This window comes from Achromobacter sp. LC458 (assembly GCF_001005835.2).
Lineage (GTDB): Bacteria > Pseudomonadota > Gammaproteobacteria > Burkholderiales > Burkholderiaceae_B > Achromobacter > Achromobacter spanius_B.
In genome coordinates this window covers 24,266-40,732 of record NZ_LBHW02000008.1, presented here as the reverse complement: position 1 = coordinate 40,732, position 16,467 = coordinate 24,266, and the positions used below count along the sequence as shown (strand labels likewise).

Here is a 16,467-nt window from a genome sequence, read left to right as displayed (position 1 = left end):
CCATGCCGATGCAGGTCAACATCCGCACGCAGGTCAACAGCAAGTCCATCCGCCGCGAGCAGCACAACGGCCGTGAGCACATCGTAATCCCCAGCTACACCATGCCGTTTGACGTGGTGATGAACGGTGGCTTGTACCCGAAAGACCAAATCGTCGCCAACTACAAGAAGCTTGAAGGCACGTTGGCCCCGCTTGGTCACCCGACCGTAAACGGCGCTTTTGTGTCCGCCTTCTCCCCGGAAGGAATCAACCTGGGGCATATCGGCGCCTGGAACCGCAATACAAAGCTGGTCGGCAACCGCGTCTACACCGAAAAGTGGATCGACGTCGAGGTCGCACAGAACACGGACGGCGGCCGGCGCGTGATTGAGCGCGTCGAGCAGCTTGAGAAGGGGGAGGGCGAGCCCGTGCATACCAGCGTCGCCGTCTTCCTGGAGCGTGAGCCGGCCGTCAACGCCGATGGCTATGAATGGACCGCCAAGATTCATGGCATCGATCACGACGCCATCCTGCTTGACGAGCCGGGCGCCGCCACCCCCGAGCAGGGTGTGGGCCTGATGGTGAACGCTGACCAAGCCAAGCCGCTCCATGTGAACGCCGGCGCGCTGGTGGGGGAATCTTTCCGCGAGCGCGAGAACCGCATCCAGGCCGCCGCCAAGACGCGCTTCGCGCCGGGTGCCGAGGATTACGTCTGGGTTGCCGACTTCACGGATACCCAAGTTGTCCTCGTGCGTAACGGTGGCGTGGCCGAAGTCTACGGCTATGCCATCGAAGGCGGAAAGATAGTCTTCGACGACGTCGGCTCGCCAGTTGTCCGCCAGGAATCCTGGGTCGCCACCGTGGTGAACAGCGTCAAACGAATTTTCAACCATCAGGCTCGGCCTGATAACACCCTGGAGGGCAATATGCCTCTGACCGCTGAAGAAAAGGCCGAGCTGACCACCGATATCAGCAAAGCCGTCGCCGCCAACGTGGCGGAACAACTCAAGCCGCTGACCGCCAAGGTTGAGGGCCTGGAGACCAATCAAAAGTCCCTGTCTGACGCACTGACTGCCAACGCCAAGGCCGAGGAAGCTGAAAAGAAGAAGGCCGTGGCCGCAGCGCATGGCGACATCGTTGCCAATGCGCTGCATGGCGAGCCCTTGGACGCGATGTTCAAGGCGCTGGGTACTGCGGCGCCGATCACCAACGGCCAGGTTGCCGATTCCGGCAAGCCGCGCTTTGACGACGTCCCGGAATAAGGAGCCCAGATCATGGCTGTGAAATGGAACAAGATTTACCGTGGCGGCGTTCATCGCACCACGCCCGAAACGCGCGAAGTGAACGCGCCGACCACGGGCGCCTTTCTGCCCGGCACGGCGGTCACGATCACCTCCGCCGCCGGCGAGATGACCGTCCAGAAGGGCATTACGGGCGTGCGCGAGTTCTGGTACCTGATCGGCGAGCAGTTGCACGGCTCCGTCGACGACAACCAGGTTGGCGGCGGTTCGTCCATGCGCCTCTACACGCCGCGTTCGGCAGACCTGATGGCTGGCCGCTTGGTGGCCGGCGTCGCGATTGCAGACGACGTGCCCCTGACGATCAACGCCGATGGCCGCTTCGCTCTGGCCGTCACTGACGACCCGATCCATGCGTACATCGACGATCCGGCCAATGCCTTCCCCGGCACGACCCCGACCACGTCGACGCTGGACCAGTTGGTCCCGATCAAGATCCGCTAAGGAGGCCGAAAATGGCTTTTTACGTAGACAAAAAGGGCCTGGAAGCGAATTCCGGCCTGAAGAAGCAGCACCAGTTCATCGTGAACGCGCGTACCGCGAACTGGGACCATGAAACCGGCCTGATGAAGGCCGCAGGCCTGGAAGTGAACGAGGCGCGCATCCCCGGCGAGGTGTGGCGTGACTTCGATACGCAGACCAAGACGCTGATGCTGTCCGATGAAGGCGGCGTCCTGCTGAACGACCTGATGCCCCTGGCGCGCAACGTCCACATCGGCAAGATCGTCAGCGAGTACCGCCGCTACGGCGCGGATGAGCTTGAAGTCCGGTCCAGCATCGACGGCCAGCACCGCAAGCCCGTGAACCACGTCAGCTTCGACTATGACGGCGCGATCGTTCTGGTTCACTCCACGCAAGTCGGCCGCATCTGGCGCGAGCTGGAAGGCATGCGCTCGGAAGGCTACGACGCTCTGCTGGATGACCAAGCCGCGGCTACGCGCTTTGTTCGCAAGCGCACCGTCGACAACTTCGTCGATGGCACGCCCGATCTGACGTACAAGAACTACCAAGCCTACGGCATCAAGAACAACCCGAACACCATCGCGTTGGACTTGGGCGCCGCCGGCCTGAACGTGGATCTGACCAGCCCGACGTTGACCTTTGCGCAGGCATGGGGCGCTTTCGTCGCCGCGCTGCAAGCGCTCCAGGGCCAGGGCAACAACGCGGTTGGCAATGTCACGTTCTACATCTCGGACGAGATCTGGTTCAATCTTCTGCGTATCGCCAACCCGGGCACCAGCAACGTCGAAACCATTCTCCAGGGCCTGCAACGCATTCCCGGTGTGGCTGGCTTCAAGCGCACGGACACGGTGACCGGCAATGAGTTCCTGGCCATCATCTTGTCCAGCGAATACATCCGCCCGGTCGTCGGCATGCCCGTCACCACCACCCCGATCCCGCGTGTCACGCCGATGGACGATTGGCACGTGCTGGTCTGGGGCGCCTCCGGTTTGCAGGTCAAGGCTGACTCGCAGGGCCGCAGCGGCGTGCTGTACGCCAGCGCGGCATAAGGGGGAATCATGGCGAAATCCAAGTACATCCTCCTGCGCAAGATCATTGGTGCCGAAGTGATGCTGCCCGGCGCGGTGATCGAGCTCACGCCCGAGCAGGCCGCCCATCCGCTGTATCGCACGCGCGTTCGCAAGGCCGATGACGCCGTGTCCCTGGTGCCGGCAACGCCCGGTGCAGGTTCGGGTGGTGCCGATCAGGAAAAGGGCGACGTCAAGAGCCGCCTGAAAGAGCTGGGTATCAAGTACGACGGCCGGAAGAGCGCTGAAGAACTTGTTGCCCTGCTGCCCGACGGCGACCCGCTGAAGCCCGCCGCAAACTAACCGCCTTCGGGCGGTTTTCTTTTGGCCCTGCCTGATGGTGGGGCCATTTCTATTTTGAGGTCTGGATATGGTGACGATCGACCAAGCCAAGCAGTATCTGGAAGGCCAGGGGATCGTCCTGCCGGATTTCGTCCTGGCTGCGCTAGTCGCCCAGGCAAACAGCATCCAGGAATGTCTGGATGAGCATTACACGCCGGAAACGGCGCTGCTGATCCAGTTGTACCTGCTGAGCCTGATGGGCCTAGGGCAGGGGGATCGCTACATCAGCAGCCAGACGGCGCCCAGCGGCGCGTCGCGCTCGTTCCGGTATCAGGGCTTTGCCGACCGATGGAGCGGCGCGCTGTCGCTGCTACGCGGCTTGGACAAGTACGGGTGCGCTTCCGAGCTGATCCCGCCTGATCCGACCAAGAAGGCGTTTGCGGGCATGTGGATCGCCAAGGGCGGGTGTCACGAATGAGCGCTACCGCCAACTGGAGCTATACGAACATCGCGACTGTCCGGCCGTTCGTGTCGATCGACATGATGACCGGCGAAACGGTTTTCGGCCCTGAGTTCGATATCGCCTGCACCTGGACGGCAGAAAGCAAGATGGAGCGCGAGTCGGGCGGGCAGAGTGGGGCGCGCGGGGCGGAGTTTCTGTCCCAGCACATCATTTTCACTGAGGACAAGCGCCCCAAGTATCTGGATCAGATCCGCTTTGACGGCTCGAACGGCTGGGAAGAAATCCGCTCGGTGACGAACTGGGATATGTCGTTCTTCGGCGAAGAGCCGGATCTCAAGCTGGTGACCTGACATGCCGGTCAAGGGCATCGAGCGCGTCAAGCGCGGCTTTCGGATCGCGGTCAAGGAAATCGGGGAAGGCAAGACCGAGCGTGCCGTCTACGAGACGTTATCGCAGGGCTCGGCGATGGCCGCCCAGATGACACCGATCGACTCAAGCAACCTGGTCAATAGCCAGTACGCACCGCAGATAGACGTGAAGGAAGGCAAGGTGTCCGGCTCGGTCGGATACACGGCTTCCTATGCGGCGGCGGTTCACGAAGCCTCCGGAAAGCTCAAGGGGAAGCCCCGGGCCGACTTTGGCAGGACGCGCGCAGGCGTGGGTTTCGGAGGCGGCACAGGCAACGGCAACTATTGGGACCCCAACGCAGAGCCCGAATTCCTTACGAAGGGCTTTGATCAGATCAAGGGCGCGGTGCCGGCCATTCTCAAAAGGATTTACGGTGTTTGACGCCTTCACTGATTGGCTCAAAGCGGTCGTTGGCGACGGATATCTGTACAGCCGCGGCATGTGGATTGACAGCCCGTCCGTCAACGGGGCGTTCATCGCATCTGTGCAGCAGATGGGCGGACCGGCGCCGGACGTCGAGGACCGCGTTATTCGATTCAAAGTGATCCTGCTAGGCCCGAGAGATGGCCGCAAGCACGTGGTCGCTGTCGAACAAACCATGGAATCACTGGCCCAGGCCGCTCTAGGCGATTCGTCGCCATGCGGCGCGGCGTCCGTGCGCGCGGTCGGCGAAGCCGTTGGCCCCGCCTACACGAGCGAGAACCGCCCCTGGTACTCGCTTGATTTTGAAGTGCTTTTATAACTGGAGGCCACTAATGGCTACTTGCAAGAACCAGAAGTATGTTGGCCGTGACGTGGTCCTGGAATACCACATCGGCTGCGGCGATCAAATCCCCGCTGAAACGGATTGGAAGCGCTTCGCCGCACTCCGAACGAAGGAATTCACCCTCGAATGGGAAACGGCCGACGCGACCGCTGACGACTCGGTGGGTGCATTGCGCGAGAACATCGCCACGTTCCAGACGCTCAGCATCTCGGGCGACGGCACGGCCAAGGCCTCCGGTGCCGGCTCTGAAAACCTGATCGAGATCACCAAGCACGTTGCGCGCCCCGACGCCACCGGCGGCCAGCCTGTGGCCTGGATGCGCATGACGTTTCCGGATCTGACGTTCACGGCATTCATGCTGGTGTCGAACATGAGCCGTAGCGCTCCGTTCGACGACGTAGTGACGTTCAGCCTGGAAGCGAGCGCCACCGGCAGTGACTTCGGTTTGATCGTCGAAGACACGCCCAACCCAGACGCTGCCGATCCGACTAGCGTTGAGGTTATCCCGTCGACGCTGAACCTGACGGTTGGGCAATCGTTCGACGCTGAAGCGGTCGTGATGCCCGTTGGCGCCTCGCAATCGCTGCGCTGGACGTCGTCCAATCCGGCCATGGCGACGGTGAACCAAGTTACCGGGCAGATTACGGCCATCGCCGCCGGCTCAGTGACGATCACGGCGGCGTCCACTGTAGCCCCCGGGGTTACCGACACGGTAGCTCTGACGGTGGTCCCGTTGGTCCAAGGCATTTCCGTCTCGCCCACCGCGGTATCGGTGGAAGAGGGCGCGACGCAGGCCTTGACGGCTTCTGTCTCGCCGACTGGCGCCGCTCCGGGCCTGGTGTACGAAAGCGCGTCGCCCGCTGTGGCCACCGTTAGCAACGTGGGCCTGATTACCGGTGTCGCCGAGGGCAGCACCAGCGTCAAGATCACCAGCGCGGCTCGTCCGGCTGTGAGCGTGACAGTGCCGGTGACCGTCACGCCGGCATAAATCATGATCCTGACCGAAATTGGCGAAGTCGGTGTGTACGAGGGGGACCAGGTTGTGCGCCTACGTCCCTCGCTGTATGCAATGTCTAGACTGGGAGACCCCGTCGAGATAGTCGAAACGTTTGCCACGGTCATGGGTGGGGCAGAGGATGAGGCCCAGGCGCGCCGGTTGTTCCAGGCCGCCTTGGGCGTCATCTACGCATGCGCCAGCGAAGACGTCGACCCCTCGTCATTGTTTGGCACGTACGAGACCATCTCCGGTTCGCTGGAATACGTGCCAGGGGCTGCGCCGGTGGAGCATGTGGTTCCGCTTGCTCGCTGCCTGCTGAAGCATGGCGTCACGGGAGCATTGCCCCCGTTGCCGAGGCGGCCGGGTGATGATGAGCCGGTGTATGTGAAGGAGTTCGTGGCCCGGGACCATGTGGCTATGGCCATGGCTCATCTAGGCGTTTCGGAGCGAGACGCTTGGGATCTGACGATGACCGGGATGGTCGGCGCACTGCGCGCCAAGTTCCCACCGGCCGAAAGTAACGCGCCTGGCGCCAAGGCACCAACCAAAGAACAGCATGACGCCACCATGGCGTGGTTCGACAAGATCGAAGCAAAGCGAAAGGCAGCTAAAGGGGTTCAGTGATGGCAGGCGGAATGAATGTCGGGTCGATCTACTACGAGGTCGAGGCCGACACGTCGAAGCTCGTCAACAGCTCCACCAGCGTCGATTCGACGTTGGACAAGATGAACAAGCGCTTTGGCCAAACGGATAAGGCGGCCAACCAAGCCCAATTTCAAATGACCCAGACGGCTGCGGCCGTCAAAGGGTTGGGGCGCGAGGCGGCTGTTTCGTCGTCTGCGCTAAAAGGATTTTCAGGTGTACTGGCGGGGATCATCTCGCTTCAAGGCGTTTCCGGCCTGATCCAGATGGCCGAGGCATACAACGAGATGGCCGAGCGGGTGCAGATGGCCACCGCGAACGCCGCCGAGTACAACACCGTGCAGGCTCGTCTGCTTGAGACGGCGAATAAGACCTATCGGTCTTTGTCGGAGGCCCAGGAAGTCTATATCCGCACGTCTGCCGCCCTTAAGTCGATGGGTTACGACACGGAATCGGCGCTGGACGTCACGGACTCGCTTTCGTACTCGTTCGTCAAGAATGCGACTAGCGTGGACCGCGCGAAGAGCGCCACGGATGCCTTTAGTAAGGTGCTCAACAAGGGCCGAGTCGAAGCGGACGCTTGGGAAACCATCCTGGCAGCGATCCCGACTGTTGTGGCGGACGTAGCCACGGCTACTGGGAAGACGGCGGAAGAGGTGCGCAGGTTGGGCGTGAATGGCCAACTGACCGCGCGCCAGTTGTCCGAAGGTTTGCGCACGTCGCTGGACGATAACAAGAAAGCCGCTGATGGGATGGCCACGACCATCAAAGACGCTTTCACGGCGCTTCGGAACAATCTTTCCGCGATGGTGGGCGAGGCCAATAGGTCCACGGGCGCGACAGGTGTGCTGTCCAAGGCGGTGCTGACGCTCGCCGAGAACCTGCAAACTCTCGTGACCGCGTTGCTGGCGATTGGCGCCGGCGCGATGGCGAAATATCTCGCAGGCATCACCGCCTCAACGCTCGCCAACGCCCGCGCGGCGCTGGGGGCTAAGGCGCAAGCGGCGGCCGCCCTTGAGCAAGCCATAGCCAACGAGAAGGCGGCGGCCGCTGCCGCAGGCCAGGCCGCAGCGCAAGTTCGTCTGGGCGGTTCGCTCGCCGCTTCCACCGCTGCTGCAAACGCCCATCGCGCGGCTCAGACCGCCCTGGCGGCTGCGCAACGCACGACGACAGCTGCGGGGACCGGGTTGGTAGCGATGCTGGGCGGCCCAGCCGGGATTATCGGATTGCTGGCCACTGCTGCTGCCGGCGTGTATTTGTTTGGCGACAATTCTCGGAAGGCAGCGCCCAACGTCGACGAGCTGGCGACTGCCGTAGACAACCTGACTCAGGCGCAACTAGAACTGCGGCGTGTCCAGGTGGGCGACGCGATTCAACAGATCGAGAAAGAGGCGCGCGATGCGGCTCGCAGCGTGTCCACGATTACTAAGGACATCATCGAGCTGCAAAAGGCCCAGCAGCGAGGCGCAAACTTGGGCGCCGATGGCCTGTCGAATGCCAACAAGTCGCTTGTCGAAGAGAAGGCGAATCTTGATGAAGTGAATGGTCGCCTTCAAAAGCTGTACGAGCTCCAGGAAAAGCTGGCCAACCAGAAGCCGCGCGAGCGGACGAGCGGAGGGCCCAGCAAGCCGGCGGACGCAGACCCGGAGGTCGCGAAGCGCCTACAAGGAATGCGCGATGAATTGGCCCTTGCAAAGCTTACTGGAGACGCTCGGGCACGCTTGGCGGCCATCCAGAAGCTTGGCGCCAACGCCACGAAAGAAGACCGTGAGGAGGCGGAACGTCTAGCCTCGGAGATCTACAAGCTAGAGCAAGCCCAGAAGGCTGGTGAATCCGGTTCGAAAAAGTCCACCGAGGCCGCGAAAGAGAACCAGAAGGTTATCGACGGGCTGGCCACTGCGCTCTATGAAGCAGGATTGGCCGGCACCGAGCTGGAAGTGGTGAAGGCGAAGGCCTCGCTGAACCCCTTCGCCACTCCCGAGCAAGTGGCGCAGGTTGAAGCTCTCGCGCGCGCGATAGGCAAGGTGAGTGAAGCCGAGCAGAACAAAAAGCTGCTGGGTCAGGTCGATCCAATTGCTGGGGCTCAGATAGAGTTTCAGGCCCAGATTGAGAATCTCCGCAAGCTCAACGAAGCCAAGCTGCTGGAAGATCAGCGATATCTAGAGTTGAAGGCGCAAGCTGAAACTGCCTATGACGAACGGGCGCGCGTGCTGCAAGAAGAGAATTTTCGTCGGCAGTCCGGATGGAACGAGCTTCTGATGTCAAGCCTAGACCAGTTGGGCGCCACCGCGACCGACACACTTGTTGGAATCGCAACTGGCGCTACGACCGGCGAGGACGCTGTCAAGGCGCTGGCGGGCGCCATTCTGAAGCAAGGCGTTAACGCGCTCGTTCAGATGGGTTTGCAGTACGTCAAGAACCTGATCATGGGCCAGACCGCCACCGCAGCGGCAACAGCCGCCGGCACAGCGGCGGCGGCCACTCTCGCTACGGCTTGGGCTATCCCCGCCGCTTTCGCTTCGCTCGCGTCGTTTGGAGCTAACTCAGCGCCTGCCATGGCGGGTATCGGCGCCACGGTGGGCCTGGCTGAAGGCTTGGCCCTGGTCGGTGGGGGTCGCCAGTACGGCGGTGGAGTGGACGCCGCGAAAATGTACCGCATCAACGAGAACGGCGCACCAGAAGTGTTCAACGCGGCCAATGGCCAGCAATTCATGCTGCCAAACCGACGTGGCGAGGTCGTCAGCAATAAAGACGCCACAGGGGGCAACGGCTCGATGCCTAGCGTGACGATAAATCTGATTGAGAATCGGGACCGCGCCGGCCAAGTTTCCCAAAGCCGGGATGGCGATGGCAATCTGACGGCGGATCTGTTCGTTGCCGATATACAAGGCGGGGGTGAGATGTCTCAAACTCTGGAATCCACATACGGCCTTAAGCGCCAAGGTCGGTAAGCATGGAAACCCTGATCGACTATCCGGCAGAGCTTCCCGCGCCCCTGTGGGCTCCGAATCAGTATGCAGTTACGTCGCCAAATCAGCGCACGACAATGGATTCCGGCCGGGCGCGCCAGCGTCGGAAATTTAGCTCTGTACCGGTGATGCGCTCGGCCACATGGGTTATGACGAGCGCACAAGCCCGGCTGTTTGAGCTCTGGTACAAGGAGACGCTAAAAGACGGCACCGAGTGGTTCAACATTTACCTACGGCATCCGATCGGTTATGCGGTGCGGGTGTGTCGCATTGCTGGCGTCTACAACGGTCCGATAGCTTGGGGGGCAGATGGCTGGCAGTTCTCTGCAACCTTGGAAGTGTGGGAACGCCCACTGCTTCCTGACGAGTGGCTAATTCTGCCTAGCTTCGTGGCCAATCCTGAAATCTTTGACCTGGCGATGAACCGGGAGTGGCCGAAAGCATGAGCACCCTTGCCGAAGTCTACGCAAGCGCGCCCGCTGGTGAGTTGATTATCTCCACGCTGGAAATAAACGTGGCCGGACAGACTCCGATTCGAATCTGCGATGGATTTGAAAACCAGCTCTTAGGTGTGTCGGGCTTATTCGTCCTATTCGAGGCGGGCTCGCTTTCCGTTGCGCTCCCCGCGAAGAACAACACAGGGCGTCAGACGCTGAATTTTGGTGTCGCCGGCGTATCAGCCATCGTTGATCGCTACTTCGATCTTGCGGAAGAGTCAGGGCAGCCTGTGCAAGTTATCTACCGCGAGTACCTGGAAAGCGATAAGAGCCAACCCGCCCGAAAGCCGTACGTCATGGAATTGCTGGGCGGCACGATTGAGGGCGACGAGGCAACTTTGAGCGCTGCATTCTTCGACCTCTTGAATTTGCGGTGGTCCAGGCAACTGTACACGGCGGCCAATGCGCCAGGTATCAAATATCTATGAGCCTGCAACGTTACCTCGCCACGCGGTACGTCGCCGGCGGACGAGGTCCCACTGAATACGACTGCTGGGGGCTAACTCGCGTGGCTCGCGTGGAGTTGTTTGGCGGTGTCATGCTGCCCAGTTGTGCCGACGCCAAGCCCGGCCTGATGCCCGTCATTACGCGAGAGGTCGCACGAGTGGCGCAAGCCCATTCTTTGGTGCCAGCAGAGCGACCACAGCCGGGCCATGTGGCCACCGCGTGGCATGGCCGCGTATGCGTTCATGTAGGGCTCGTTATCCGAGATCAAGATGGCGTTCTCAGGATCTTGGAAACCGACGAGCCGACCGGGCCGTGCCTTACGCGCGTTCGTCACTTCGAACAGCGATATTCAAGGGTTGTTTACTATGCGGATTGACATCTACTCTGCCCCCGAGTTGGAAACGCGGCTGGAGTCGATCGATTGGGCCGGCACGTTCGAGCAGTACTTAGACGCCACGATTCCGGTCTGGCGCGACATGGAAGTTCAGCGGTTCGTGGCTTACCTTGATGGCGCCAAGTGGCCGCAAGACCGGTGGGGCGAAACGCTGGCGCCGGGCGCAATGGTTCGCGTAAACACGATCCCGATGGGCGGCCTGTTCAAGATCATCGATCCGATCTTGTCAAAGCTGCTGAACGTGTTCCGCGGCAAACGCCCCGTGACAAATCGCGAAACGCCGGAATCGCGAAACCTGGAGGCGGCAGACGGGAAAGCCAATACCGCCAAACTTGGCAGTGTCGTTGCCGAGCCAGCTGGTCGGTATCGCCGCTTCGTAGACTATCTGACGCCGCCGCGCCGGTATTTCGTGAACAAACGAGAGCAATGGCTGGTCTTCCTTGCCAACGTCGGACCCGGGAATTACCAGATCGCGGATGCAGACGTGAGGGTCGGGGCTACGCCATTTAGCGCGCTGGGCGATGACGCGATCTACGGTGTGTATCCACCAGGTACGAATCTGTCCGGACAAGTCGCGGCGCAGATCTGGCACACGGTGACCGAGGTGGGCGGCACTTCATCGGGATCGGCGGGCCTGGAGTTGACAACTGATTTGGCGAATCGTGATAACACGGATTCGACCACGTACGCCTTGTCTGGCTTCACGATTGCTCGCAGCGAGGGCGAGTATCCGAGCGGGTGGGGTGTAGGCACAATCGTCGCCATTGAATACGCGCGACCGTACAACATAGCAGACCACTTTGTAGATCCCACCGAATCGGCGCCGGGCTATGTGATTAGTCGCTTCACCGGCTACTTTGGCCACATGCCCAGTGTCGCTGTCGGCGCGGTATTTCAAGTCGGCGCGTTCGGTTCAAATGCGAAGTGGCGAGTAAAGACGGTTGTATCTTCGCCTGGCGCAGGCATCTTTACTCTTGAATTTGAAGAAGACGCCGAGCTTTTTACGCCCATCCACGTCACGCCGGCCACGGGGGTCTCTTATACCTTTGGCGCTGACATCGAACGCACCATCACTGGTTTTGATCCGTCCAGCATCGACGTTTCTCCCGGTGTGTTCGAGACGGGCTCGGCGTCCGTGCGACTGCGGTTTGCTGGGGGGGCCGTGTATGGAGAGTGGACAAATGAGTTTATCGCTACCCCTGGCGGGGCCGTCACCAGCACGTTGGAGCTTGACGTCTTTTTCCCCAATGGGCTGTGCTTTTTGTCTGATGGCGGTGATGTAGAGTCGCGCTCGGTCAGCGTCGAATACCAATACCGCAACGTGGCCGGCGGTCCCCGCGTGACTGTGGCGCGAACCTTCTCCGACGCCACCGTGGATCAAATCGGATTCACCGAGCAATTCGCCATTGCTCCCATGGTGCCGGCGGTTCGCATGCGCCGCGTGGGCGCGCAGTCCACCAGCACACAGGCTCAGGATAAGTGCCAATGGTATGGCTTGAAAGCACGCATGCCGGATTATTGGGTCTATCCAGACTGGACGACCATAAGCGTGATGCTGCGCAGCGGTGGCAAGCTGGCGGCTCAGAGTGAGAACCAAATCAACGTGATTCCTGTCCGCGTCTTGCCAACGCTGACGCCAGAGGGCACGTGGACGGAGCCAGTCGCCACGCGCGACATAACCGCGTTCGCGCGCCACATCCTGAGATCTTCCGGAGTTGCTGATGACGCGATCGACATCGAAGAGTGGGTGCGCCTTGACGCGATCTGGAAGGCGCGCGGCGACACATTAGATTTCGTGTTTGATGCAACCACAGTCAAGGAGGCGCTTGATACAACCTTCGGCGCTGGCATGGCAGAGTTCACATGCGGAGATGGCCTAGTGCGGCCCGTTCGAGAGGACGTGAAGCCCATTAATGAATTCGAACAATCATACGGCCCCTTCAACATGAAAGGGCCGCTGCGCCGCAATCGCTCCACGCATTCAGAGATCACGGATTACGACGGAGTCGATGTCGAGTATGTGAATGCGGAGACCTGGGTGCGGGAGACTGTGCAGTGCCGTTTGCCTGGCGACTTAGGCGCCAAGGTTCAGAAGATGACTCTGGACGGGGTAACGGATCGCACGAGGGCGTGGCGTATAGGTATGCGTCGGCGGGCGGCCCTCTATTACCGAAAGAGGGACTACAGTTTTACGACGGAACTGGACGCTCTCAATAGCGAATACATGGGATATGTGGGCCTGTTTGGATATGGCCGCACCGGGCTTCTTGTTGGTATCGTGTCTGATGGCGCCGGTGGTGCAATACTGGAAAGCAGTGAGCCTGTCACCTGGAATGCCTCGGAAGGTCCGAATGTGGTCGCGTATCGCCGGCTTGATGGGTCATTCGCCGGACCGTTCCCAGCCTCGGAGGGCGCCGACGAATACCACATACGCGCCACGATTCCACAGCCCTGGCCGTCGATTTCGCTTAGCCACGAGCCCCCGCACTTGTACTTTGGGCCGCTCTCGTCATTCTGCTTTCCCGCTCTTATCTCTGGCGTCTCGCCACGCGGCGATTTTGAGGTGGCAGTGACGGCGGTGAACTACGACTCTCGGGTCTACGCATTCGACAACGGTTTTCCCCCCGCGTGACAGAACTAGCATCAACCTAGGCCCCTTTCGAGGGGCCTTTTTTATTGGGCCAAAGAATGACGACCTACAACACTGGAAACGCCCTTGGTAGCCCTGCGGTCAAGGATCTGTACGACAACGCAGAGAATTTCGATGCGGCGCTTAACGACCCGACTTCTGACAGTTGGACCGATCGGCTAGGGCGCGTTCGGAAGACCTGGTCGGGCATGGAGCGCCAGTTCGACTCCTTTATGGAATCATCCGACGAGGCGTTTCAGCAGTTCCTGTTGTCTTCGGGGTATCAAGACCTTGGTGACTATGCAGCAGGCCTACAGATCACTTCTCGGAACCAGATTTTTCGCAAGGACGGCGAGTTGTATCGCGCTGGAGCCGGGCTAGATTTGCCGTACACGACCACGGGGAATTGGGTTGATGAAGGTGCCAATTTCGTTTCCATAGGGGACGCCGCTTTGCGCCAGGAGCTGGGTACGGCTGCCCCAGGAGTGGCTGGAGCTGCCATCGTCGCATTTAAAAGTGACGTAGCAGGAGCCGTAGCGCGGACGGTCGAAGAGAAGCTGTTTGAAGTTCCCGCCAGTGCAGACGACATTGGAGCCGCCGGGGACGGAACTTCTGACGACACAATGTTTTTCGCTGCGCTGGAATCGGCCACCAGCGGCCAGCCCATCAATCTCCTTGGGCGAACGTTTGCCGTGTCAGCGCTGCCTAACGGCAACGACTATTTCAATGGTGCCTTTGTCGTCGCCGGCCAATACATGCCCCAACACAATCTGCCCCAAGCGCACCCGTGGGCTAACCCTGCACCGCACTTCAAAGCGATCAGTGCCGGCTATGACGCCGTTCGTGGCTTGAACGCGGCCTTCCTGCCGTTGCCGTCGACGGTACCCATTGCATACCGAAGCCAGGGCCTGCTGATTTGGCGTGAAGGCAGATATCACACGTTTGAAACGACTTCGTCTATCAAGATGGCCCGCACTTACGATGCCGGGTCCACTCTTTTCGATGAAAAGGTGATCTTTAAAGATCCGGCAGGACTGGATGCGCGGAACATGAACTTCGCCTTTATGGGTGGAACGCGCATCGGTGTATTCGCGGGGCGGTACAGCGCTAGTGCGCCGACTGCCCAATACGCGCCCGTGTTTCTATATTCGGATGACTTCGGGACCAACTGGAGTTCTGTTGTTCTGACCCTTCCTAGCGGGGCGCTAGGAGGCTCTCCATGCTCGCCTTCGGCTGACGGCGGCGTCATTCATCGCTACCCCGCTTCTGTGGGCGGGCACGACACCGACGGATGGATCACCTATGTCTATGGCCAGACGGGCAGCGACACAGCTACCGGGTACTTCTTCACGCTGGACAATGGCCTTACGTGGACTTTCGGGGCGATCTTCAGCCACACAGGGCCGGAGCGTCTGACGGAAACTTCCGTCTGCCGCGTTGGGAACGAGAACAAATGGCTGATGCTGATCCGTGACAACCGCGTGGCGACTGCGCCAGCGTACCTTGTAAGCAAGTCGACCAATATGGTCGATTGGGAACCATGGGTAGCGAGTGCAAGTGCAGCGGGCCGCAACCCGCCGGCGTTGATCTATGACCGCGGGTCTTTTTATCTCTTTGCTCCATCACGCCAGGCGCGCGAGATTTTGATGGACCGTGGAAGCCAACTGCTTTACATGAAGGTCAACGCACGCGCGGCGTTCGATGATCCCGTGGGAATCTGGAACACGCCCTGGCGGGATCTGGGGACTATGACGTACTGGCCCACTGGACCGCTGTTCATGCATCGCGATGAGCGCGGCCGCTGGTTCGGTCTATTTCAGACTGGTGAAACCGGCCAGGCGGGCGCGGATCAGGACAGCCTTCAGATGGTTCTGATCTCGAACAGCCCCACGGTGACTGCCGACGCAAAGGAAATTGTCCGGCTTATCCCGAAGCGAAACATCGTCGTCAATGGGGACTTTCAGGTTTGGAACGAAGGAGCGAGCCGACAGTCTGCGGCTGGTCGGGTATTTGGTCCGGAGCGCTGGAGCCTTGGCCGCACGAGTTCCCCATCGACGGGAGTATCGGTATCCAGGGTGGCTGGCGTTAAACGTCAGTTTGCAACCCGGCTACAACGTATCCCCGGCGATACGAATGCCGCCGGCGCGGTGAACTTCGGCTACACCTTTGAGTTGGGCGAGACATCTGAGATCGCGGGCAAGGCGATTGCCATTGGCTTTGATATTCGCCGAAGCCCCACCATGGATTCCAACATATTTTTGAGGTTCAGTTACTCAACCACCGCTAGTGAGCAGGCCGTAACTGCACTTAATGGAACCTTCACCACTGGCAACGTAACGGTATCGGATTTGGCTGTTCCGGTTGATCCCTACACTCGCCACGCTTTGTTCCGATACGACATACCGCTAGACGCTAAGCAAGTGAGGTTCTCGGTTCTCATGACTGGCGGAGCCGCCGTCGCAGGGGCCGACCATTGGGTCGACATTGAGGGCTTCTATGGTGTTTTGGGGCAGGCGGATAGTCAGCCCCTGCCGCGATCGATTGCCGAGGATTCCATTTTGTGTGCTCGACACTGCAATAAGACCTATGGTCCAGCTGATATCCCCGGCGCTGTCACAGACGCTGGAGCCCTGCAAGAGCGGTCTCGCGGTGCTGAAAGTTCGGCAGCGGTGAACATGGTTTGGAGATTCCCAATTCCCATGCGCGCCACTCCGACCGTGACGGTTTTTTCCACCACAGGTGCTAGCGGAAATTTGCGCAATGTGACGGGTGGCGGTGACGTGGCTGCTATTGCTGATGCCGTCGGCCAAAGTGGCGCAACGATCATCAACAATGCTGCTGTGACCAGCGGCGCAATCTGTCGGGCGCATGCCCTAGCAACAGCGAGGCTTTGAAATGTATATGACTCTTAGCACAGGTGCAGTCTGCCGGCTCAGTGACAACGCTGTTATCCCCGCCGATCCATGCAATGGAGACTATGCGGAGTTCCTTGCGTGGGCAGATCAGGGGAACACGCCGATCAACGAACCAGGTGGCACGAATACTGTGCGAATCACAGCTATCGAGGCGAGACTGGCCGAAATTGATCAGTTGAGCGTCCGTCCGCTGCGCGCAATTGTTGCCGGAGCGGCTCAGCAAGAAGACCGCTCCCTACTTGCTGAATTAGA

General features: G+C 60.3%; 16 protein-coding genes. All 16 read left to right on the top strand.

Annotated elements, in window-relative coordinates:
• Window positions 1-2 precede the first annotated feature (2 nt).
• Complete coding sequence (locus tag YH64_RS08950) at window positions 3-1,241, top strand: hypothetical protein (protein WP_046803582.1); 1,239 nt, start codon at window positions 3-5, stop codon at window positions 1,239-1,241.
• 12 nt (window positions 1,242-1,253) lie between these two features.
• Complete coding sequence (locus YH64_RS08945; RefSeq protein ID WP_046803581.1) at window positions 1,254-1,721, top strand: hypothetical protein; 468 nt, start codon at window positions 1,254-1,256, stop codon at window positions 1,719-1,721.
• A gap of 11 nt (window positions 1,722-1,732) precedes the next feature.
• Entirely contained in the window at window positions 1,733-2,788 is a 1,056-nt protein-coding gene (locus YH64_RS08940; RefSeq protein WP_046803580.1) for a major capsid protein, read from the top strand.
• Between the two features lie 9 nt (window positions 2,789-2,797).
• Window positions 2,798-3,109 carry a hypothetical protein gene (locus tag YH64_RS08935; protein WP_046803579.1) on the top strand — a complete coding sequence of 104 codons (312 nt, stop codon included), beginning with the start codon at window positions 2,798-2,800 and terminating at the stop codon, window positions 3,107-3,109.
• 67 nt (window positions 3,110-3,176) lie between these two features.
• Window positions 3,177-3,566 (top strand): hypothetical protein, encoded by a 390-nt coding sequence (locus YH64_RS08930; RefSeq protein ID WP_046803578.1) that lies wholly within the window; start codon window positions 3,177-3,179, stop codon window positions 3,564-3,566.
• Window positions 3,563-3,901: a hypothetical protein gene (locus YH64_RS08925; protein WP_046803577.1), complete on the top strand. Its 339-nt coding sequence runs from the start codon at window positions 3,563-3,565 to the stop codon at window positions 3,899-3,901. Before YH64_RS08930 ends, YH64_RS08925 begins: the two co-directional genes overlap by 4 nt.
• Window position 3,902: 1 nt before the next feature.
• Window positions 3,903-4,340, top strand: a complete 438-nt coding sequence (locus YH64_RS08920; RefSeq protein WP_046803576.1) for a hypothetical protein — start codon at window positions 3,903-3,905, stop codon at window positions 4,338-4,340.
• Entirely contained in the window at window positions 4,333-4,701 is a 369-nt protein-coding gene (locus YH64_RS08915) for a hypothetical protein (protein WP_046803575.1), read from the top strand. The genes YH64_RS08920 and YH64_RS08915 overlap by 8 nt, the downstream gene beginning before the upstream one ends.
• Window positions 4,702-4,714: 13 nt before the next feature.
• Window positions 4,715-5,713, top strand: coding sequence for a phage tail tube protein (locus YH64_RS08910; RefSeq protein WP_046803574.1), 999 nt, complete (start codon window positions 4,715-4,717; stop codon window positions 5,711-5,713).
• A gap of 3 nt (window positions 5,714-5,716) precedes the next feature.
• Window positions 5,717-6,346, top strand: coding sequence for a DUF6246 family protein (locus YH64_RS08905; RefSeq protein WP_046803573.1), 630 nt, complete (start codon window positions 5,717-5,719; stop codon window positions 6,344-6,346).
• Window positions 6,347-6,357: 11 nt separating this feature from the next.
• Window positions 6,358-9,315: a tape measure protein gene (locus YH64_RS08900; RefSeq protein WP_046803737.1), complete on the top strand. Its 2,958-nt coding sequence runs from the start codon at window positions 6,358-6,360 to the stop codon at window positions 9,313-9,315.
• Between the two features lie 2 nt (window positions 9,316-9,317).
• Complete coding sequence (locus YH64_RS08895; protein ID WP_046803572.1) at window positions 9,318-9,779, top strand: hypothetical protein; 462 nt, start codon at window positions 9,318-9,320, stop codon at window positions 9,777-9,779.
• Window positions 9,776-10,258 (top strand): DUF1833 family protein, encoded by a 483-nt coding sequence (locus YH64_RS08890; protein WP_046803571.1) that lies wholly within the window; start codon window positions 9,776-9,778, stop codon window positions 10,256-10,258. The genes YH64_RS08895 and YH64_RS08890 overlap by 4 nt, the downstream gene beginning before the upstream one ends.
• The gene (locus YH64_RS30755; protein WP_082134381.1) at window positions 10,255-10,653 is read left to right on the top strand and encodes an NlpC/P60 family protein; all 399 of its coding nucleotides are present in this window, start codon (window positions 10,255-10,257) and stop codon (window positions 10,651-10,653) included. The genes YH64_RS08890 and YH64_RS30755 overlap by 4 nt, the downstream gene beginning before the upstream one ends.
• Window positions 10,643-13,303, top strand: a complete 2,661-nt coding sequence (locus YH64_RS08880) for a host specificity factor TipJ family phage tail protein (RefSeq protein ID WP_052945944.1) — start codon at window positions 10,643-10,645, stop codon at window positions 13,301-13,303. The genes YH64_RS30755 and YH64_RS08880 overlap by 11 nt, the downstream gene beginning before the upstream one ends.
• A gap of 56 nt (window positions 13,304-13,359) precedes the next feature.
• On the top strand, window positions 13,360-16,194 hold the full coding sequence (locus tag YH64_RS08875; RefSeq protein WP_046803569.1) for a hypothetical protein: 2,835 nt from the start codon (window positions 13,360-13,362) through the stop codon (window positions 16,192-16,194).
• The last annotated feature ends 273 nt before the right edge of the window (window positions 16,195-16,467 follow it).